Origin of the sequence: Acinetobacter sp. YQ_14, assembly GCF_043102985.1 — a bacterium.
Taxonomy (GTDB): Bacteria; Pseudomonadota; Gammaproteobacteria; order Pseudomonadales; family Moraxellaceae; genus Acinetobacter; species Acinetobacter venetianus.
Genome location: NZ_JBICJJ010000013.1, coordinates 1 through 19,487, shown reverse-complemented (window position 1 = coordinate 19,487; position 19,487 = coordinate 1). Strand labels below are relative to the sequence as shown.

Sequence of the window (19,487 nt, the reverse complement as noted above, 5' to 3'; positions counted from 1 at the left end):
TACTTAACAGTAATTAAACAGTTAAGCTATGACGACCTTTCGCACGACGACGAGCTAAAACTTGACGACCAGCTTTAGTTGCCATACGAGCACGGAAACCATGAACGCGTTTACGCTTTAATTCAGATGGTTGGAAAGTACGTTTCATATCGAAACTCCCAAAATGATCTTTCTATAAAGGTCCGCGATTTTATTGTGCAATGTTTACGCTGTCAATGAAAAATCAAAAACTTTACATTTTGTTTGTGTTGTTTTGAACCAACTACAACTCTCTGATTTTCTATAATTTAAGTAGCAACAAAAAATATACACAAGCTATCTATTTAAATTATATCGCAATTCATTTATATTCACAGCTTACAAACATTGTTATCAACAACATACTTCTCAGTTTAAATTTATTCTTTGGATTTTGAATTTAAATTTCGATATGCTTAGTTATCCACAATTCGAATCATCGTTATAAGTAAATTCAAATTTTAAAATTTAAATTTATTCTTATTAGTGTGGATTTATTCTGTGGAAAGTTGGCTTTTTTTAAAAATAAACATGTGTTTAGCTTGTGGATAATGGTGTTTTTATTGACTTTATGGATTGTGGATAACTTGAAGTGTAAAACTATCCACAGCTTCTGCAAAAAGTTATGCACATGTGCTTTTAAATTTAAATTTATTAACGAATGTTTTATTTTTCAGCGAAAGTTCTATAAATTTGCCTGACAGATGTGGATAACTTGGTTAGAATGGCGACCCCTTTGAAAGATGAGGGTGCGTGGTTTTTATTTTTTGAATTTAAAAAATGGATAGATAGGGGATGCACATGCTTTGGACAGACTGCTTAACTCGCTTGCGACAAGAGCTCTCTGATAACGTCTTTGCAATGTGGATTCGTCCTTTGGTTGCTGAAGAGGTTGATGGTGTGATGCGTTTATATGCACCTAACCCTTATTGGACCCGCTATATTCAAGACAATCATTTAGAGTTAATTTCTATTCTTGCTGAACAACTTTCTGAAGGTCGCGTTCGTCAAGTCGAAATTTTGGTGGATTCTCGCCCAGGAACGATTTTGTCATCTAATGAGCAACCTGCGACTACAACTGCCGCTCTAAGTTCAACACCGCCACCATCAATACAAACTAAAGCCAAAAAAGAACCTGATTTAGTCCAACCAAGTCAAAACGTCAGCAAAATTCCAAAGAAAAGACAGTTAAACCCATTGTTTACTTTTTCTTTGTTTGTCGAAGGTCGTTCCAACCAAATGGCTGCGGAAACTTGTCGCAAGGTGTTGACGCAACTGGGAGCATCTCAGCATAACCCTTTATTTTTATACGGTCCTACAGGTCTTGGTAAAACGCACTTAATGCAAGCCGTTGGTAATGCTTTATTACAGGCAAAACCAAATGCGCGTGTGATGTACATGACTTCAGAAAGTTTTGTTCAAGATTTTGTGAGCTCATTGCAAAAAGGCAAGGTTGAAGAATTTAAGAAAAATTGCCGTTCATTAGATTTATTATTGGTGGATGATATTCATTTACTCGCAGGAAAAGAAGCGAGTCTTGTTGAGTTTTTCTATACTTTCAATGCTTTACTTGATGAATCTAAGCAAATCATCTTGACATCAGACCGTTATCCAAAAGAACTCACCGAACTTGATCCGCGTCTGGTTTCTCGATTCTCTTGGGGATTATCAGTTGGTGTTGAGCCACCAGATATTGAAACTCGTATCGAAATTTTATTAAAAAAAGCAGAAAATAGTGGCGTAGATTTACCTCGAAATTGTGCATTATTTATTGCTCAACAAGTGGTTGCGAACGTTCGTGAACTTGAAGGTGCTTTGAATAAAGTGGTCGCGATTTCACGTTTTAAAGGTACTGCGATTGATCTAGATGTGGTGCGTGAATCTTTAAAAGATGTTTTGGCGATTAGAGCAAGAACGATCAGTGTAGAAAATATCCAGCGTGTGGTCAGCGAATATTTCCGTATTCCGCTGAAAGAGCTAACTGGACCTAAGCGAACACGTATTTATGCGCGCCCACGTCAATTGGCGATGGGGCTAGCTCGTGAATTAACAGGGGATAGTTTCCCTGAAATTGGTATGGCATTTGGTGGTCGTGATCATAGTACCGTCATGCATGCCTGTGAAAAAGTGGTGAGCTTACGGGAAGAAGATCCTATTTTTAATGAAGACTATAAAAATTTACTTCGCTTGTTACAAAGTTAATCTATTTTTCAGAGTTGCAAACTGCTTTTAAGTGCAGCATAGTACACTGCTAACATTCATATTCAGCTTCCGTTGTAAGAGGAAAAAATCGTGCGTTTGAAAATCGCTAAAGAAAGTTTACTCAATGTTTTATCACATGTGGTGGGGGCTGTAGAACGCCGTCATACTTTGAACATTCTTTCAAACGTAAAAATTCAAACTACGCAACAAGCTTTGACCATTACTGGTTCTGACTTGGAAGTTGAATTGGTTGCAAGTACGACCTTAGCAGAAGGTGCTTGCTTAGAAGCGGGTGAAACGACTGTACCTGCACGTAAGTTGGTTGAAATTTGTAAATCTCTGCCTACTGCGGCCTTGATCGATTTGCAAATCACAGAAGATCAGCGTTGTATTTTAAAGTCAGGGAATAGCCGTTTTGTTTTAGGTACATTGCCTGCAGAAGATTATCCATTACTCACCACTGAAAACAGTCAGGGTACACAAGTTCAAGTCACTCAGCGTGAATTAAAACGTTTATTTGAAAAAACAGCGTTTGCAATGGCGGTTCAGGATGTACGTTTTTATTTGACGGGTACATTGTTAGAAATTGATCAAAATCAACTGCGTACAGTGACGACAGATGGTCATCGTTTAGCGTTATGTGAAGTATTGGCTTCATCAACTGCATCAGCTCCGATTCAAGCGATTGTTCCCCGTAAAGCGGTGGGTGAATTACAACGTTTACTTAGTATTGAAGATGAACAACTCACTTTATTAATTGGTCGTGAGTTGTTGAATGTCACGATTAATACCCCGAGCCGTGATAAAGAGCAGGGTGATATTGTTGTTCGTTTCACGACGAAATTGATCGATGGTAAATTCCCAGATTATCGCCGTGTCATTCCTAAAGGCGGGGATAAGCATGTATTTATCGCGCATGATGTCTTTAAGCAATCATTGCAACGTGTTGCGATTCTAAGTAATGAAAAATTACGTGGTGTTTTCTTAAACTTTAATCAAGATTCATTACAACTCCGCGCAAATAACCCTGAGCAAGACGAAGCGGTTGAAGATTTAGCGATCCAATATCAAGATGCACCATTAGAAATGTCATTTAATGCACAATATATCCTTGATGTTTTAAGTGTTTTAGATGGTGATGATGTGAAAATGAGCATGACTGAAGCCAATCAATCTGTGTTGGTTCAGGATCCAGCACATCCAGATCAAACTTATGTTGTGATGCCAATGCGAGTTTAATTTGTATTGATGATTCGAGTCTAAATCATGCAAATCACGCGTTTAAATATCGAACGTGTACGGAATCTAAAAGCGGTTGCACTCAATGAGTTGCAACCGTTTAATATTTTTTGTGGTGCAAATGGTTCTGGAAAGACCTCTATTTTAGAGTCAATTCATTTATTGGCGACAGGTCGCTCGTTTCGCACCCATATTCCCAAACATTACATCCAATACGATGCCGCAGATGCCATTGTTTTTGCGCAATCAGCGAATGAACGAATCGGAATGCAGAAGCTTGCGTCTGGTGAGCAGCTCATCAAAGTCAATGGCGATACGATTGCGACACAAGGGCAGCTCGCAAAGTTACTGCCTCTTCAGCATATTGATCCGCAAAGTACCGATATTATCGATCATGGTGCGAAACCACGGCGGCAGTTATTAGACTGGTTGATGTTCCACGTGGAACCTGATTTTTATTTTGCATGGCAATATTATTCACGTGCATTAAAGCAACGAAATAGTTTACTCAAAACACGGCGTAATTTAACTCTGGCTGATTTAGAGCCGTGGAATAAAATGCTCAGTGACTATGGCGAAATTTTGCACTCACAGCGTGTTGGAATTGTGGAGCAATGGAATCAGTTTTTCCAAGAGGATTTACAACAGTTATTGCCAAATCTTGAAATTGAGTTGGAGTACAGTGCTGGATTTCACACTGAGCAAGGATTACTCCAAGACCTCATTCAACAGCATCAAAAAGATCTAGATCGACGTTATACCGAGTATGGTCCACATCGGGCAGATCTGCGTTTAAAAACCCCTTTTGGTAACGCTGATGATGTGTTATCTCGGGGGCAAAAAAAGTTGTTAATCATGGCATTAAAACTGTCACAAATTGCAATGCTGCATGCGAGTAATAAGGAAACTGTGGTATTATTAGATGATCTGACAGCAGAGTTAGATTTAGCTGCACAGCAACGTTTAATTGAGCGACTGAGTCAGTTAGGAAGTCAGGTTTTTATGACAACCTTAGACCATGCGTCGGTATTAAAACACTTACATGATTTGTCGATTTCTTTTCAATTATTCCATGTTGTTCACGGTCAAGTCATTCTTGCTGCGCCATAATTTTATTTCCTCATCTTTGGATAGATTAGATATTTACTAGGGAGTAACCATGAGTTCAGAGTCTCAATCAGTCTCTCAAACAGAACAAACAAATGAAAAGGCTTATGATTCCTCTAGTATTAAAGTATTACGTGGATTAGACGCGGTTCGTAAACGCCCTGGGATGTATATCGGTGACACCGATGACGGAACGGGTTTGCACCATATGGTGTTTGAGGTGGTAGATAATGCCATCGATGAAGCTTTAGCTGGACACTGTGATGAGATCCTTGTGACGATTCATGAAGATGAATCTGTCAGTGTGTCAGATAATGGCCGTGGGATTCCAACTGACATTCACCCTGAAGAGGGGGTATCTGCAGCAGAGGTGATTTTGACCATTCTGCATGCGGGTGGTAAGTTCGATGACAACAGCTATAAAGTATCGGGTGGTTTACACGGGGTAGGTGTTTCGGTTGTAAATGCGCTCTCTAAAAAATTGCATTTGACGATTCATCGTGCTGGGCAAATCCATGAGCAAGAATACGCGCATGGTGATCCACAATATCCTTTAAAAGTTGTGGGTGAAACTGATACATCGGGAACAACCGTTCGTTTCTGGCCGAGTGAATTGACCTTTAGCCAAACGATTTTCAGTGTTGATATCTTGGCTCGTCGTTTAAGAGAACTTTCTTTCTTGAATGCTGGTGTACGTATCGTACTGCGTGATGAACGCGTGAACCTCGAACATATCTATGATTATGAAGGTGGTTTATCTGAGTTCGTTAAATACATTAACGAAGGTAAAACCCATCTGAATGACATCTTCCACTTCACTACAGATGCAGACAACGGCATTGGTGTCGAAGTCGCATTACAGTGGAATGATAGTTATCAAGAGAATGTCCGTTGCTTTACCAATAACATTCCACAAAAAGATGGTGGTACACACCTTGCAGGTTTCCGTGCTGCATTGACCCGAGGCTTAAACAGCTACATGGAAAATGAAAGCTTACTGAAAAAAGAGAAAGTGGCAGTTACGGGTGATGATGCGCGTGAAGGTTTAACTGCAATTATTTCAGTCAAAGTGCCAGATCCAAAATTCTCTTCACAGACCAAAGAGAAATTGGTATCGAGTGAAGTGAAACCGGCTGTTGAACAGGCTATGAACAAAGAGTTTTCAGCTTATTTGCTTGAAAACCCTCAAGCTGCAAAATCGATTGCAGGCAAAATTATTGATGCAGCGCGCGCTCGTGATGCTGCTCGTAAAGCGCGTGAAATGACTCGTCGTAAGAGTGCATTAGACATTGCAGGTTTACCAGGTAAATTGGCTGATTGTCAGGAAAAAGATCCAGCATTGTCTGAACTATATCTGGTCGAGGGTGACTCTGCTGGTGGTAGTGCGAAACAAGGTCGTAACCGTAAAATGCAGGCCATTTTACCGTTGAAAGGTAAGATTTTGAACGTTGAGCGTGCGCGCTTTGACAAGATGATTTCCAGTCAAGAAGTGGGTACTTTGATTACTGCTTTGGGCTGTGGTATCGGACGTGAAGAATACAACCCAGACAAATTACGTTATCACAAAATCATTATCATGACCGATGCTGACGTCGATGGTTCACATATTCGTACCTTGCTATTGACCTTCTTCTTCCGTCAAATGCCTGAGCTGGTTGAACGTGGTTATATTTATATCGCGCAACCACCTTTGTACAAGTTGAAGAAAGGCAAGCATGAGCAGTACATCAAAGATAATGAGGCGTTGGAAACATTCCTGATTTCCAACGCGATTGATGAACTTTCATTGCACATTAGTGCTGATGCACCTGCGATTACTGGTGAAGCACTTGCGAGTGTGATTGCAGACTATCAGGTTTCGCAAAAGAGCTTACAGCGCTTAACTCAACGTTATCCTGCAAGCTTGCTTGATGGCTTACTTGAGTTAGAGGCATTTAAAGCAGATCACAATGATGATCATGAATATGTTGAAACTTGGGCTGAGCAATTGCGTGCTGCGATTGAAAAATTACAACCAAGTTTGCGTCCTGAAATCACTTTAGAAGCGTTTGAACGTGAAAATGCGCAAGGTGAGAAATCAGCGCATTACTGGCCACGCGTTACTGTGTATGTACATAACTTACCGCATTCATATTTATTGGATGCTGGTCTATTAAATTCTGCTGAATATGCACGGTTGTTGAAAAACTCGAAGAGCTGGTTCAAGTTAATTGAGGAAGGTGCTTATTTACAGAAAGGCGAGCGCCGTATTCAAGTCGGTAACTTCCATCAAGTTTGGCAGCATATTTTGCAAGACTCACGCCGTGGCATGATGATCCAACGCTATAAAGGTTTGGGTGAGATGAACGCTGAGCAACTTTGGGAAACCACAATGGACCCAGAGAACCGTAATATGCTTCAAGTGACTATTGATGATGCGATTGAAGCAGATCGTATGTTCTCATGCTTAATGGGTGATGATGTAGAACCACGTCGTGCGTTCATTGAAGAAAATGCGCTCAATGCTGATATTGATGCTTAATCGATTTGTTTTAGTTTAAGGATGAATGCATGAACAAACGGATATTGATGTGTGCTTTGGTCTCAGGTTCATTATTTCTGAGCCAAGCTGTTTCTGCACATCAACTTGAGAAAGATATGCATGTTTTAGCCAAAACTATGACTGCCTTTGCTCAAACAGATGACTTGGCTGAGGCGAATAAGCAGCTTGCTTTAATGCGCAAAGCAGCAGTTTCTTCCAAAGCATCTTTACCGCATCAATTGGAAGGTTTAACGCCTGAAAATGATCAGGTTAAAAGCTATCAAGGTGGTTTAGATCAACTAATTGCTGAAATTGATGCAGTGACTGCACTGGTCGAAAAAGGGCAGTTAGAGGATGCTAAAGTTGAAGCTTTGAAGTTGGTCAAGCTTCGCAATGAATATCATCAACAGTTCAAGTAATTTGAGTATGCATTGAAGCAAAAAAAACGTTGCTGAATTTGATCTATAAAAAAGAGCTTAAGATATCAATGATTTTAAGCTCTTTTTTTATCGAATGTAGATGTTTCACGTGGAACTTATGGATCAACAAAATCACTGACTTGAATCAGAGCATGTCCAAATAAATAACCTGCACCGACTAAAACGCTAATCCACAGAAAAGCACCTAAAATATTGTAAAGGACGAATCGGGTGTAATTCATATTGCTAGAACCTGCTGCCAATGGTGCAAAGGAACGGGCAAAAGGAATAAAGCGCGCAAGAAGGATTGTTTTACCGCCATGTGTTAAAAAGAATTTATTGGTTTTTTGAAGATACTTTTGTTTGATAAAACGTGAATCCATATTGAAGATGCGATCACCAAAATGACGACCAATATGATAGTTCACCATATAACCTAAAGCCGCGGCGACAAATAGCAGGCTAATCATATAACCAAGATGCATAATTTCTATTACAGCGCACAATGCGCCAACGGTGAGTAAAAGACTATCACCAGGTAAAAAGAACATAAATACAAAAGCTGTTTCAGAGAAAATAATCAGAAAAAGAATTGCATAGATCCATAAACCATATTCTTGAACCAAGACAGGGAGGATATGTTCAAAATTAAAAATAAAATCTAAAGAATTCATTCAGTTTGTATGATTCCAAAAATAGAGTACTCACCAAATTGAAGTACCAAAATATTAAATAAATTTAACCCTCAGGATTTGCTCGAAAGTTATAACTTTACAATAATGGGAGCTGAGTATATCGAGCCTGAAACCAAAGCTCAATTTTCCGAGAAAATTATCGTTTCTACCTTAACTGAGTCTGTCGCTAAATTCATGACAACTTTATAAGTATTCAATGTACTTTTTAGTATCTTAAACATCAGCTGTTTCATAGATGATGAAAAACCCCATCATGTTCGCATGACATGATGAGGTCAGATCATATTAAGCTTCGAAAGAGCTTTCTAATTCTTCTAGTTCCATCATTAGCTCTAATAGTTGTTCTTCATGCTGCTCTAATTTCGCTTTAAGCTCAGTTTGCTCATTCATGAGCTTAATGAGGTCATCTTTACGATTTGCTTCATACAGTGTTGTATCCGCTAATGCGTGTTCAATATCCACTAAACGAGGTTGTACTTTTTCTATTTGAGCTTCAACTTTTTCGATGTTTTTTCGAATAGGTCGCGTCATTTCTCTACGACGTGCAGCTTCTTTACGCTGAGCTTCTTTATCGATTTTGACAACTGGTGCTTGCGTAGTCGAAGCTTGTTGTTGCAAAGCGTTTTGAGCGTTGATCTGTTGCTGTCGCGCTTCACGTAACCACTTCGCATAGTCTTGAAGATCACCTTCAAACTCAGTACATTTTCCTGCATGGACTAACAGTAAATCGTCACAAACACTGGCGATTAACTGGCGTTCATGTGAAACAAGGACCACAGCACCTTCAAAATCTTGTAAGGCCATGCTGAGTGCGTGGCGCATATCTAAGTCTAAATGGTTGGTTGGTTCATCCAGAATCAGCACGTTTGGACGTTGCCATACGATCAGTGCTAATGCTAGACGAGCACGTTCGCCACCAGAGAAACTTTCACATGGCGTATCCATACGCTCGCCACTAAAACCAAAACCACCTAGAAAAGCGCGCAGTGATGCTTCACTGATCTGTTTGTCCGCAATGCGAGCAAGCTGTAACATTGGACTTGCATTAGCATCTAAGGCATCCATTTGATGCTGAGCAAAATAACCAATATTGAGTAATTCAGATGCTTTGCGTTCACCTGATAGCAGTGGTAAATCACCAACCAAGGTTTTAATGAGTGTTGACTTACCTGCACCATTCATCCCAAGCAAACCAATACGTGAGTTAGGCGTAATTTGCAGGCGGACTTTCTCAGCAATCATTTTATCGCCGTAACCAATCGTTGCCCCATCAAGACTGAGCAGTGGCGAACTCATTTTTGTCGGTTCACGGAAACTAAAGGTAAAGGGTGTATCAATATGTGCAGGTGCGAGTTGCTGCATACGTTCAAGTTGTTTGATACGACTTTGTGCTTGACGAGCTTTAGTTGCCTTTGCTTTAAAACGATCAATAAATTTTTGTAGATGAGCACGCGTCTCTTGCTGCTTTTCAAAAGCCTGTTGTTGTTGTGCTAAACGTTCGCTTCGTGTAGTTTCAAAAGTTGAATAATTGCCTGTGTACAGCGTCAATTCTTGATTTTCGATATGTAAGATATGATCGGTAATTGCATCTAAGAAATCACGGTCATGCGAAATTAAAACCAATGTGCCTTCATAGGCTTTTAACCAATCTTCTAACCACAAGATCGCATCCAAGTCCAAGTGGTTGGTCGGTTCATCGAGAAGTAATAAATCTGAACGACTCATCAACGTACGCGCCAAGTTCAAACGCATACGCCAACCACCAGAGAAACTCGCAACATTTAACCGTAATTGATGATCCAAAAAGCCTAAACCTGCCATTAGCTGTGCCGCTTTGGCTGGCGCAGCATAACCATGAATTTCATCAAAACGACCATGTAATTTTGCTAAATCATCGTTACTCAACTGATCTGGATTGGCAAGTTGTTCTTGAATGCTCCAGTATTCCTCGTCACCAGAAAGCACAAAGTCCAATGCAGGCATTTCTAACGCTTTAATTTCTTGCGCCATATGTGCCACCGTCCACACCGATGGGCGAGTGAGATTACCTTCATCTGCAACAAGATCACCGAGTAAGGCTGCAAATAAAGTTGATTTACCTGCTCCATTTACACCTGTTAAACCAATTTTCCAGCCTGGATGAAGCTGCATAGATGCTTTTTGGAAAAGAACACGGCCGCCACGGCGTAATGAGACTTGGTCTAATTGGATCATGAGTGTGCAAAATAGCGAATAGATAGCCGCATTTTAAGATGATCAGCTGTGAATGCAACTTTTTATCGAGTGTGGCAATTTTAAAACAGAGTTTTATGGAAAGAATTAAAATAGAGTAAAAACTCTATTTTTGTCGTGTAAATCAGATTATTATTTAGTTTATATGAAAAAATAAGTAACAAGACTACAAGTAGAGCAACAGGATTTAAGGATGAACAAGGGATTTTTTGCACTGGGGGCAGTGTTTTTTTTGGGAATGAGTACACAGACAAATGCTGCAAGGGTTTGTGTTTTTGATCTTCTGGGGAAATCAGGTGAAGCTTATCAAGTCATGGAAGAATGGGCGCTAATGGCTAAAACTTGGCGTACTGATATTGATTTGGTGAGTTATCAGAACGAAGCACAAGCTGAAAAGGATTTTGAACAAGGCAAATGCGATGGCGTGTATATGACTTCAATGCGCGCGCGAAGTTACAATAAATTTGCAGGGTCTGTTGATGCCATCGGTGCTGTTCCGAGTTATGCGATTGCACAGAAAGCCATTAGTTTTGCTTTGGATAAACGAAATCGTCATCGCTTATCGAGCAAAATTGGCAATCAAAGTTTTGAAGTCGCAGGTATTTCACAAATAGGTTTAGCTTATATTTATGTAAAAGATAAAAAGTTAAACACCATCGAGCAAATTAAAGGTAAAAAGTTTGCGGTTTTAGGTTATGACGAAGCACAGAAAATCGTTGTAAAAAGCCTAGGCGGTCAAGCGGTGCTGTCTGATATTTCAGACATTGCCAAAAAATTTAATAATGGTCAGGCCGATATCATGGCAGCGCCAGCTTATGCCTATAAACCGTTAGAGCTTGATAAAGGTTTGGGTAATGACGGTGCTATCATTACCTTTCCCGCAGTGAATATGACGATGGATCTCATCATTCGTCCAGACAAGTTCTCCAGTAATTTTGGCGAAAACTCAAGAGCTTGGTTTTTGAGCCGTCTCAAAAGTAATTTCGCAGTGATTCAAAGAATAGAAGCAGACTTACCTGCCAAATACAAAATAAATCTCAGCAATGAAGATAAAACCCGTTATCAGCAAATTTTACGTGAAGCACGAATGGGACTTACCAAGCGTGGAATTTATGATGCAACGATGATGAGTGTCTTAAAGCGAGCACGTTGTACTGTTGAGCGAACTAATTTTGAGTGCAGCCTTGGGGGCGAATAATTTTAATTTTTTTGTGTGTTTGATCATTTTATTTTTATAGGGTAACGAAATGAAAAAGGGGTTATTTGTTTTATCTGTTTTGGCATCAATGGGGTTGATGAATCAAGTACAGGCAAAGCAAACAGTATGTGTATTCGATTTACTTGGCAAAGCAGGAGATACCTTTAAGGTCACTGAAGAATGGGCTGTGATGGCTAAAAGTTGGCAAGCTGATATTCGTTTGATTCCATATCAAGATGAAGCCAAAGCGCAAAATGATTTTGATGCAGGCCGATGTGATGCAGTTTATATGACCTCTATGCGGGCACGTAAATATAATCGCTTTGCTGGTTCGATTGATGCAATTGGTGGCGTGACCAGTAATCATGTTGCGCAAAAAGCGATTAGTTTTGCGCTGGATAAGCGAAATAAGCGCCGTTTATTAGCAACTGTGGATAATCAGAAATATGAAGTGGCAGGTATTTTGCAGTTTGGTTTGGCCTATGTGTTTGTACATGATAGAAATCTAAATACCATTGAAAAAGCCAAAGGGAAAAAATTTGCCTATTTGCATTATGACGTGGCGCAAAAGGTGATTGTAGATAGTCTCGAAATGGTTTCAGTTCCATCTGAAATTTCAGATTTTGTGAAAAAATTTAATAGTAACCAAGTTGATGTGATTGCCGCACCAGCTTATGCGTACAAACCTTTAGAAATTGAAAGAGGGATTGCTTCAGGTGGCGCAATGTTTTCATTTCCTGTTGTAAATATCACGGGAGATTTAATTATTCGCCCTGAAAAATTCCCAACTAACTTTGGGATACGTTCAAGGGAGTGGTTTGTAACGCAACTTCCGAAAAGCTTTGCGATGGTGAAGCGCCTAGAAAATGAAATCCCTGCAAAATATAAACTGAAGCTCCCTAAAGAAGATGAGGTTCGTTATCAGCAAATTCTACGCGATGGCCGTATTAGTCTCACCAAACAAGGGGTCTATGATCCGATTATGATGAGTGTTTTGAAAAGAGCTCGTTGTACGGTCGAAAGAACCAGTTTTGAGTGCTCCCTCGGCGGCGAGTAAATCTCTTTTAAGAATACGTAATCATTTCTTTGAAATGATTACGTATAAAGTCAGCTCATTTCGCTATTTGTAAAAATGTGATGAGCATTATTAAAAACTGAAAAAACCCGACGTATGTAGAGAAAAATGCTGGGCTTTTAATCAAAAGCTGACTATATTGATCTCTAGCTGATGGAAAAATATGCAAAAACAGCAAATAAGGGAAAACAAGATGAAAAAAGGACTTTGGGCATTGAGTGCTGCAACTCTATTTGTCGTGGCTACTCCTGTACAGGCAAAACAAGAAATTTGCGTATTCGATTTATTGGGTAAGGCTGGGGAGTCTTATAAACTTATTGAAGAATGGAAACTCTCTGCACAAACTTGGCAGGGTGATATCGAGTTAATTCCTTATCAAGATGAGGAAAAGGCAGAAAAAGATTTTGATGCGGGTAAATGTGATGGTGTCTATATGACCTCAATGCGTGCTCGTAAATATAATAAATTTGCAGGGTCTGTTGATGCTGTAGGTGCAGTAACCAGTAATGCGATTGCACAAAAAGCAATTAGCTATGTACTTGATAAACGGAATAGACATCGTCTTACAGCAACTGTAAATGGTGATAAATTTGAGGTTGCAGGGATTATTCAGGTCGGCCTAGCGTATATTTTTGTGCGTGATAAAAACATTGATACGATCGAAAAAGCTAAAGGCAAAAAGTTTGCCTACTTACATTATGATCAGGCGCAAAAAGCGATTGTTGAAAGCATTGATTTAGTTGCAGTTCCTTCTGATATTTCTGATTTTGTGAAAAAGTTTAACAGCGGAAAAGTAGATGTGATTGCTGCGCCTGCATATGCATATAAACCTTTAGAGATCAGCAAAGGTTTAGCAAATGGCGCATTGTTTGATTTCCCTGTGGTGAATATCACAGGTGATCTGATTATTCGTCCAAGTAAATTCCCTGCTAATTTTGGTGCGCAGTCACGACAGTGGTTTATTAAAAAATTACCAAGTAATTTCTCGATAGTACAGCGCCTTGAAGCAGGGATGAATGCCAAGAGGATTACCCTGTCTAATGAAGATCGTGAGCGCTATCAAAAGATGTTGCGTGATGGTCGTATGAATTTAACCAAGCAAGGAGTATACGACTCTACGATGATGAACGTACTTAAACGCGCCCGTTGTACAGTCGAGCGAACTAACTTTGAATGTTCGTTAAGCGGAGAATAAAAGTATCCTTTTAGTTATGGCATATAAGGTCATAACTAAAAGAAAAATTTTTATAACAAATATGTTTATAAAAAGAAGTTTAATTCATCAGGTGGGACAAAAATTAAACAAAGTTAAAAGAAAAATAGAGTACAAGCTCTATTTTTTTTCATAAAACATGATTAATATTTGCTTCGTACAAGGAGACAAACATAAAGTTTGTGAAAGGATGAAAAATATGAAAAAAATGGCACTTGCTATCGCAGCAACTTCAATCTTAGGTGTATCTGCTTCAACTCAAGCAGCTGTTGACGTGTGTGTATTCGACTTATTAGGGAAGTCAGGTGAATCATACAAAATGATGCAAGACTGGGCTTTAGCGGCGAAAGGCTGGGGCGCAGATGTGAACCTTGTTGCACTGACAGATGAACAGGTTGCGGACAATAACTTTAAAGCGGGTAAATGTGCTGCTGTAGCGATGACAGCAATGCGTGCTCGTCCATACAATAAATTTGCGGGTTCTATCGACTCTTTAGGTGGTGCACCAAGCAATGAAATCGCACAACGTGCAATCACATTTGTTCTAGATGCTCGTAATGCTGCAAAAATGACGACCAATCTTGGTGGTAACAAATACGAAGTTGCGGGTATCACACCATTAGGTGCTGCTTATATTTTTGTACGTGATAAAAACATCAACTCAATTGAAAAAGCAGCTGGTAAAAAATTCGCAGTATTAGGTTATGACGATGCACAAAAAATCATGGTGCAACGTGTAGGTGCTCAAGCTGTTCTTTCTGATATTTCAAACTTTGCTGCTAAATTCAACAATGGTCAAGTAGATATGGTTGGTGCTCCAGCTTATGCGTACAAACCATTAGAGTTAAGCAAAGGTTTGGGTACAAATGGTGCGATGTTCAACTTCCCTGTACTTCAAGTGACTGCGGATCTTGTCATTCGTCCAGAAAAATTCCCAGCAGGTTTTGGTCAAAAATCTCGTGACTACTTTGTGAAGCAACTTCCAAAAGCTTTCTCGATGATCAAACGTTATGAAGCTGAAATCCCAGCGAAATACAAAATGAAATTAACTGCTGAAGACACTTTAAAGTACCAAAAATTATTACGTGATGGTCGTATGGATCTCACTAAGCGTGGTATTTATGATGCTGGTATGATGTCTGTATTGAAAAAAGCACGTTGTTCAGTAGACAAAGCGAACTTTGAATGTGCTTTACCTGGTGAATAATCCAGAATTGCAAAAAAGTATACTTAAAGCCTAGATTTTTCTAGGCTTTTTGTTTTTGTTATGTTGTCATTTAAGTCATTGTCTTTATTAATAAATATAGCAATCATAAAGACATAAAAAGCAAATGAAATCGTGAAGATTTAAAAATATGTTTTTAATCAGGAAGATTAAATACGATTGAATAGGAACATATATTCATTTGAGACCCATATCTAGGATTGAGTGGCATTCAGAATTTAAGAATATTCACAACAATCAGCATAGATGCAAAGGAAAAAATAAGATGCAATGGTTTAAAACTTTATTACTCGCAACAGGTATTGCTGCTGTGTCAGCAGGTACTCAGGCCAAACAAACAATCTGTGTATTTGATCTCGTGGGTAAGAGCGGTGACGTGTATGCCCTAATGAAAGATTATCAGCTTGCAGCAAAGAACTGGGGCGCTGATATTGATCTTCGTGTTGGCACAAATGAGGCTGTAATTGCTGAGGACTTCAAAGCAGGTAAATGTGATGGTGTCAGTATTACAGGGATGCGCGGTCGCCAATTTAACCAGTTCACAGGCTCTTTAGATGCGATTGGTGCGATTACCGATCTTAAGTTAGCTGTGAAAATTATGCAGGGCTTGGCGAGTCCGACTTTTGCCAAAGCTATGGTCAATGGTAAATACGAAGTAGTAGGTGTTATTCCAGTCGGTGATGCTTATCTTTTGGTGAATGATCGTAATATCAACACTGTTGCAAAAGCCGCAGGTAAAAAAATTGCGGTTCTTGACTATGATGAAGCACAAAAAATCATGGCAACACAAGTAGGTGCGCAGGCAGTAAGTTCTGATATTACGAATTTTGGGGCTAAGTTCAATAATGGTCAGGTTGATATTATTGGTGCTCCAGCTGCAGCATTTAAGCCACTTGAACTGCATAAAGGTTTAGGTACGAAAGGGGCGATTGTAAATTATCCTATCCTACAAGTGACAGGAAATTTAATTATTCGTCATGACAAGTTTCCTGAAGGTTTTGGACAAAAATCAAGAGAGTGGGTGAAGTCGCAATTGCCGCGTGCATTTACAATCTTGGGTAAAATGAAAGCAGATATTCCGCAGAAATATTGGATGGAAATTCCTGATTCAGATAAACCTGGTTATCAAAAACTTATGCGTGAAGCGCGTATCAGCCTGACAGCAAAAGGAATTTATGATAAACGCATGATGAAACTGTTATGGCAGTTCCGTTGTAAAGAGAATCCGAAGAATTTTGAATGCGGTATGCAAGAAGAGAATTACAAATAATCTTGTAAAAAGTCTTTAATCGCACTTTAAAGTTCAAATACAGACCCGATAATGAGTATGTTATACTTAAATCGGGTCTTTTCTTTTTAAAGACATACTGAATTCTGAGGACTCTCTATCATGAACGCTCAAGCTCTTGAATTGTCGGATAATGCGGCTAAAAAAGTTCGCCAATTGCGCGAAAGTGAAGGGAATAACGATCTCATGTTACGTGTATATGTAACAGGTGGTGGTTGTTCTGGGTTCTCTTATGGTTTTAATTTCGCAGAAAGCGTTAACGAAGATGATGCAGAATTCATCAATGGCGATGTGAAAATGCTAGTTGATTCACTAAGTTATCAATACCTAGTGGGATCTGTAGTTGATTATTTAGAAGGTTTGGAAGGTTCTCGTTTTGTGGTGCAAAACCCCAATGCAACAACAACTTGTGGTTGTGGTTCATCTTTCTCGATCTAAAAAGATACTTCAATAAAAAAGCTTCTTATTTTGAGAAGCTTTTTTATTTCTTTTATACCGCCGTAATCGTTCCAAGAATACGCCCACCAGCAGCGCCAGTTACGGCTGGCAAATTACCACTTAACTGATCTACAAAACGCATTGCCAACCACGCAAACGCTGTTGCTTCTACCCAAGTTGGTGCTAAACCGAGTACATCTGTAGTTTGTACTGACCAGTTATGTTTACGTAAACGCCAACGTAGTTGCTCAAGCAAATGCGAGTTATAAGCACCACCGCCACACACATAAACTTCACCCGTTGGCATCAATTCTTTACTACGATAAATCGCTTTTTTTATCGCACGTGTGGTGAGTTTCATTAATGTCGCTTGTACATTTTCGGGTGTATCTTCGATCTCGTCATAATCAAGATCATTGCGCCAGTCGATCATTTGATCATCAAGCCATTCAAGATTAAAGTCTTCTCGACCCGTACTTTTGGGTGGTTCGATTGCAAAGAATTCGTGGGTTTGTAAACGATCTAGCAATGAACGAATTGGTTGACCATACGCGGCCCAGTCGCCGTTTTCATCATAAGGGTGACCTGTATGACGTTGGCACCACGCGTCCATCAAAATATTAGCTGGACCAGTATCAAAGCCGTAAACGGCTTCAGGATTATTAGCTGGTAGCATACTCACATTTGCAATTCCACCGAGATTGAGAATGACACGGTGGATACTGTCATGTTGGAACAAAGCTTGATGGAAAGCAGGCACCAATGGAGCACCTTGACCGCCTGCCGCCATGTCACGACGACGAAAATCTGATACAACAGGAATCTGAGTAATCTCAGTAATAATATTGGGATCGCCGATTTGTAGCGTGAAACCATGTTCAGGGCGATGGCGAATGGTTTGCCCATGTGAACCAATGGCTTTAATTTGAGTTCGGTCGAGCTTGTTATTTTCAATAAGTTGGTTAATGCCATGACCAATCATTTGCGCTAAGGTCACATCAGCTTTGCCCATGCGATCAATTTCATTGTCATCAGGTAATGTTAATACCATTAACTCATCACGTAACTCTGGCTCGAATGGAAGCGTTAAAGTCGCATGAATGATTAGAGGCTCAAATGAAGCTGCAACAAAATCAACACCATCCATGCTCGTGCCTGTCATTACACCAATATAGATTGCGCTCATATACAACTTCCCCTGCAAGATGCTGAAAAAATGTTAGTATATCGCACAAATTGAATAACTGATGTGTTTAGGTTTTGTGATGTCAAATTTCTTGCCCGCCGAAGAACAGCTTGCTCTCATTCAACGAGGCACGCATGAGATTATTTCTGAAGAAGATTTACTGAAGAAATTAAAAGAGAATCGCCCACTCCGTGTGAAAGCAGGTTTTGATCCAACGGCTCCAGATTTACACTTAGGACATACCGTACTTATCAATAAGTTAAAAACTTTCCAAGACCTTGGTCATGAAGTAACTTTCTTGATTGGTGACTACACTGCGATGATCGGTGATCCAACGGGCAAAAGTGCAACGCGTCCGCCATTGTCACAAGAGCAGGTGATTGCCAATGCAAAAACGTATCAAGAGCAAGTTTTTAAAATTTTAGATCCAAATAAAACCAAAGTACGTTTTAACTCAGAATGGTTTAATCAAAAGTCTGCTGCTGATCTCATTCAATTGGCAAGCCAACAAACTGTTTCACGTATGTTAGAGCGTGATGACTTTACAAAGCGTTATAGCAACCATCAACCAATCGCAATTCACGAATTCCTTTATCCATTGGTTCAAGGTTATGACTCGATTGCGCTTGAAGCCGATGTTGAATTAGGTGGAACAGACCAAACTTTTAATTTATTGATGGGACGTACCCTACAAGGTCGTTACGGTCAAGAATCACAAGTGTGCATTACTGTGCCGATTCTTGAAGGTTTAGATGGCGTGAATAAAATGTCTAAATCTTTGGGTAACTATATTGGTGTATTTGATACCCCAGGTGCGATGTACCAAAAAATTCTATCGATGCCAGATAGCTTGATTGAACGTTACTTTGATTTACTCAGCTTTAAGTCATTAGACGAAATCAAAGTTCTACTTGATGAAATGGCTGCTGGTCGTAATCCACAAGAGATCAAACGTATTTTGGCGCTTGAGTTGGTTGAACGTTTCCATGATGCAGAAGCAGCGGAAAATGCACATAAGAGTGCAGGCAATCGTGTGACAGAAGGCGAAGTACCAGAAGATACACCAGAAGTGACGATTTCTCGTGCTGAGTTTGGTGGCGAGTTGTTTATTGCAACTATTCTTCGAGTTGCAGGTTTAAACCCGAATGCTGCCGCTGCAAAAGACGCTGTGGGTCGTGGCGCTGTTAAAGTCGACTGGAATGTGGTTGATATGAGCTACTCTGTAAAAGAAAACGTAACTTTAATCATTCAGTCAGGCAAAAAAGCGATTGCACGTGTGACTTTCACCGACTAAATCGAAATAAAAATAATAAAAAGCAGGCCTAGAGCCTGCTTTTTATACGTAAATAGATGATAAAAACAACGAAAACAATGATTTTGTAGAAAAAAGAAACATGCAAAAGAAAATAATGAAAAACAGGGTTGCAAGCG

General features: G+C 39.7%; 16 protein-coding genes. 12 read left to right on the top strand and 4 right to left on the bottom strand.

From position 1 onward, the window contains the following. Window positions 1-13: 13 nt before the first annotated feature. Complete coding sequence (rpmH, locus tag ACF8D3_RS07010) at window positions 14-148, bottom strand: 50S ribosomal protein L34 (protein WP_000831329.1); 135 nt, start codon at window positions 146-148, stop codon at window positions 14-16. 671 nt (window positions 149-819) lie between these two features. Between rpmH and dnaA the strand changes: the two genes are divergently transcribed. The 5 genes from dnaA (at window position 820) to cybC (ending at window position 7,506) form a co-directional block, all read left to right on the top strand. Further along, window positions 820-2,220 carry a chromosomal replication initiator protein DnaA gene (dnaA, locus tag ACF8D3_RS07005; RefSeq protein ID WP_004882244.1) on the top strand — a complete coding sequence of 467 codons (1,401 nt, stop codon included), beginning with the start codon at window positions 820-822 and terminating at the stop codon, window positions 2,218-2,220. A 90-nt stretch (window positions 2,221-2,310) separates the two neighbouring features. Then, window positions 2,311-3,459, top strand: a complete 1,149-nt coding sequence (dnaN, locus tag ACF8D3_RS07000; protein WP_004882247.1) for a DNA polymerase III subunit beta — start codon at window positions 2,311-2,313, stop codon at window positions 3,457-3,459. Between the two features lie 27 nt (window positions 3,460-3,486). Continuing rightward, window positions 3,487-4,569: a DNA replication/repair protein RecF gene (gene recF / locus ACF8D3_RS06995; RefSeq protein ID WP_392470871.1), complete on the top strand. Its 1,083-nt coding sequence runs from the start codon at window positions 3,487-3,489 to the stop codon at window positions 4,567-4,569. 49 nt (window positions 4,570-4,618) lie between these two features. Next, on the top strand, window positions 4,619-7,087 hold the full coding sequence (gene gyrB, locus ACF8D3_RS06990; protein ID WP_061397105.1) for a DNA topoisomerase (ATP-hydrolyzing) subunit B: 2,469 nt from the start codon (window positions 4,619-4,621) through the stop codon (window positions 7,085-7,087). Window positions 7,088-7,116: 29 nt separating this feature from the next. Continuing rightward, on the top strand, window positions 7,117-7,506 hold the full coding sequence (cybC, locus tag ACF8D3_RS06985) for a cytochrome b562 (RefSeq protein WP_392470870.1): 390 nt from the start codon (window positions 7,117-7,119) through the stop codon (window positions 7,504-7,506). 116 nt (window positions 7,507-7,622) lie between these two features. On the opposite strand, the gene ACF8D3_RS06980 is transcribed toward cybC, so the two are convergent. Further along, entirely contained in the window at window positions 7,623-8,180 is a 558-nt protein-coding gene (locus tag ACF8D3_RS06980) for a VTT domain-containing protein (RefSeq protein ID WP_004882253.1), read from the bottom strand. A gap of 306 nt (window positions 8,181-8,486) precedes the next feature. Continuing rightward, window positions 8,487-10,415, bottom strand: coding sequence for an ATP-binding cassette domain-containing protein (locus ACF8D3_RS06975; RefSeq protein ID WP_392470868.1), 1,929 nt, complete (start codon window positions 10,413-10,415; stop codon window positions 8,487-8,489). Between the two features lie 211 nt (window positions 10,416-10,626). Here ACF8D3_RS06975 and ACF8D3_RS06970 point away from each other — a divergent pair, with 211 nt between their 5' ends. The 6 genes from ACF8D3_RS06970 to erpA all read left to right on the top strand — a co-directional run bounded on the left by ACF8D3_RS06970 (window position 10,627) and on the right by erpA (window position 16,870). Beyond that, on the top strand, window positions 10,627-11,631 hold the full coding sequence (locus tag ACF8D3_RS06970) for a putative solute-binding protein (RefSeq protein ID WP_392470866.1): 1,005 nt from the start codon (window positions 10,627-10,629) through the stop codon (window positions 11,629-11,631). A 49-nt stretch (window positions 11,632-11,680) separates the two neighbouring features. Further along, entirely contained in the window at window positions 11,681-12,688 is a 1,008-nt protein-coding gene (locus tag ACF8D3_RS06965) for a putative solute-binding protein (RefSeq protein WP_004882258.1), read from the top strand. 211 nt (window positions 12,689-12,899) lie between these two features. Continuing rightward, entirely contained in the window at window positions 12,900-13,901 is a 1,002-nt protein-coding gene (locus ACF8D3_RS06960; protein ID WP_392470865.1) for a putative solute-binding protein, read from the top strand. Between the two features lie 217 nt (window positions 13,902-14,118). After that, window positions 14,119-15,126, top strand: a complete 1,008-nt coding sequence (locus ACF8D3_RS06955) for a putative solute-binding protein (protein WP_004882261.1) — start codon at window positions 14,119-14,121, stop codon at window positions 15,124-15,126. 283 nt (window positions 15,127-15,409) lie between these two features. Then, window positions 15,410-16,414 carry a putative solute-binding protein gene (locus ACF8D3_RS06950; protein WP_004882262.1) on the top strand — a complete coding sequence of 335 codons (1,005 nt, stop codon included), beginning with the start codon at window positions 15,410-15,412 and terminating at the stop codon, window positions 16,412-16,414. A gap of 120 nt (window positions 16,415-16,534) precedes the next feature. Next, window positions 16,535-16,870, top strand: a complete 336-nt coding sequence (gene erpA / locus ACF8D3_RS06945; protein WP_004882264.1) for an iron-sulfur cluster insertion protein ErpA — start codon at window positions 16,535-16,537, stop codon at window positions 16,868-16,870. 52 nt (window positions 16,871-16,922) lie between these two features. On the opposite strand, the gene ACF8D3_RS06940 is transcribed toward erpA, so the two are convergent. Then, on the bottom strand, window positions 16,923-18,056 hold the full coding sequence (locus ACF8D3_RS06940) for an anhydro-N-acetylmuramic acid kinase (protein ID WP_392470863.1): 1,134 nt from the start codon (window positions 18,054-18,056) through the stop codon (window positions 16,923-16,925). 61 nt (window positions 18,057-18,117) lie between these two features. Here ACF8D3_RS06940 and tyrS point away from each other — a divergent pair, with 61 nt between their 5' ends. Continuing rightward, the gene (gene tyrS / locus ACF8D3_RS06935; protein WP_007482103.1) at window positions 18,118-19,350 is read left to right on the top strand and encodes a tyrosine--tRNA ligase; all 1,233 of its coding nucleotides are present in this window, start codon (window positions 18,118-18,120) and stop codon (window positions 19,348-19,350) included. Window positions 19,351-19,487 lie beyond the last annotated feature (137 nt).

What these genes read in the sequence shown, in the direction of transcription:
- rpmH (WP_000831329.1), bottom strand. Translation starts at nt 148, where the DNA reads ATGAAACGTACTTTCCAACCATCTGAATTAAAGCGTAAACGCGTTCAT.
- dnaA (WP_004882244.1), top strand. Translation starts at nt 820, where the DNA reads ATGCTTTGGACAGACTGCTTAACTCGCTTGCGACAAGAGCTCTCTGAT.
- recF (WP_392470871.1), top strand. Translation starts at nt 3,487, where the DNA reads ATGCAAATCACGCGTTTAAATATCGAACGTGTACGGAATCTAAAAGCG.
- gyrB (WP_061397105.1), top strand. Translation starts at nt 4,619, where the DNA reads ATGAGTTCAGAGTCTCAATCAGTCTCTCAAACAGAACAAACAAATGAA.
- cybC (WP_392470870.1), top strand. Translation starts at nt 7,117, where the DNA reads ATGAACAAACGGATATTGATGTGTGCTTTGGTCTCAGGTTCATTATTT.
- ACF8D3_RS06980 (WP_004882253.1), bottom strand. Translation starts at nt 8,180, where the DNA reads ATGAATTCTTTAGATTTTATTTTTAATTTTGAACATATCCTCCCTGTC.
- ACF8D3_RS06975 (WP_392470868.1), bottom strand. Translation starts at nt 10,415, where the DNA reads ATGATCCAATTAGACCAAGTCTCATTACGCCGTGGCGGCCGTGTTCTT.
- ACF8D3_RS06970 (WP_392470866.1), top strand. Translation starts at nt 10,627, where the DNA reads ATGAACAAGGGATTTTTTGCACTGGGGGCAGTGTTTTTTTTGGGAATG.
- ACF8D3_RS06965 (WP_004882258.1), top strand. Translation starts at nt 11,681, where the DNA reads ATGAAAAAGGGGTTATTTGTTTTATCTGTTTTGGCATCAATGGGGTTG.
- ACF8D3_RS06960 (WP_392470865.1), top strand. Translation starts at nt 12,900, where the DNA reads ATGAAAAAAGGACTTTGGGCATTGAGTGCTGCAACTCTATTTGTCGTG.
- ACF8D3_RS06955 (WP_004882261.1), top strand. Translation starts at nt 14,119, where the DNA reads ATGAAAAAAATGGCACTTGCTATCGCAGCAACTTCAATCTTAGGTGTA.
- ACF8D3_RS06950 (WP_004882262.1), top strand. Translation starts at nt 15,410, where the DNA reads ATGCAATGGTTTAAAACTTTATTACTCGCAACAGGTATTGCTGCTGTG.
- erpA (WP_004882264.1), top strand. Translation starts at nt 16,535, where the DNA reads ATGAACGCTCAAGCTCTTGAATTGTCGGATAATGCGGCTAAAAAAGTT.
- ACF8D3_RS06940 (WP_392470863.1), bottom strand. Translation starts at nt 18,056, where the DNA reads ATGAGCGCAATCTATATTGGTGTAATGACAGGCACGAGCATGGATGGT.
- tyrS (WP_007482103.1), top strand. Translation starts at nt 18,118, where the DNA reads ATGTGTTTAGGTTTTGTGATGTCAAATTTCTTGCCCGCCGAAGAACAG.